Annotated in this window: 1 protein-coding gene; it reads left to right on the forward strand. The window is 59.9% G+C overall.

Going from position 1 to position 1024, the window contains the following annotated elements; all coding sequences use genetic code 11:
* The first annotated feature begins 81 nt into the window (after positions 1–81).
* Positions 82–861 (forward strand): ABC transporter substrate-binding protein, encoded by a 780-nt coding sequence (locus tag HX846_RS35135; protein WP_003212870.1) that lies wholly within the window; start codon positions 82–84, stop codon positions 859–861.
* The last annotated feature ends 163 nt before the right edge of the window (positions 862–1024 follow it).

Consider the following 1024-nt stretch of genomic DNA (forward strand, 5'->3'; position numbering starts at 1 on the left):
CCCTCGCCACAAAAGCCAGCTCGCGTTAGCTTTCAACTTTTCTACTGCCCTGACATCAATTACAAAATATAGGGAATACACATGACTCCGCTCCGATCACTTTTCGCTGCGCTGCTCCTGCCATTGGCCGCAACCGCTGCCCAGGCTCAGGAATGGAAAGAAATCCGCTTTGGGGTTTTCCCCGAATACCCACCGTTTGAATCCGTCGCCGCCGACGGCAGCCTGCAAGGTTTCGACATCGACCTGGGCAACGCCATCTGCGCCAAGCTGGAAGTCAAATGCGTGTGGGTCCACAACGAATTCGACGGCATGATCCCGGCCCTGCGCGCCCGCAAGTTCGACGCCATCATGTCCTCCATGGCCGTGACCCCGGCCCGCCAGAAAGTCATCGACTTCAGCGACCGGCTGTTCCTCAGCCCGACCTCGGTGATCACCCGCAAAAGCGCCGACTTCGGCGACACCCCCGAATCCCTGAAAGGCAAACAGGTCGGCGTGCTGCAAGGCTCGCTGCAGGAAGCCTACGCCCGTGCGCACCTGGCCAAGCTCGGCGCGCAGATCAAGGCGTACCAGTCCCAGGAACAGAACTACGCCGACCTGCAAAACGGTCGCCTCGACGCCACCCTGACCGACAAGCTTGAAGCCCAGCTCAACTTCCTGTCCAAGCCTGAAGGCGCCGACTTCAAGACCGGCCCGGCCTTCAAGGATCCGACCCTGCCGCTCGACATCGCCATGGGCCTGCGCAAGAACGACAAGGACCTGGTGGAGCTGATCAACAAAGGCATCGCCGCCGTCCAGGCCGATGGCACCTACACACAGATCCAGAAGAAATACTTCGGCGATCAGGATATCTACAACGAGTGACGCCTCCTGTGGGAGCGAGCTTGTGTNNACACAAGCTCGCTCCCACAGTAAAACTCTGCGCCCCATCGAGATACTTCCCATGAATGAACTCCTCAACTTGCAAGGCTTCGGCCCGCTGCTGGCCCAGGGTGCCTGGATGACGGTCAAGCTGGCGTTCCTGGCG

It is taken from the genome of Pseudomonas sp. K5002 (assembly GCF_013386655.1).
In the GTDB taxonomy this organism is placed as follows: Bacteria; Pseudomonadota; Gammaproteobacteria; order Pseudomonadales; family Pseudomonadaceae; genus Aquipseudomonas.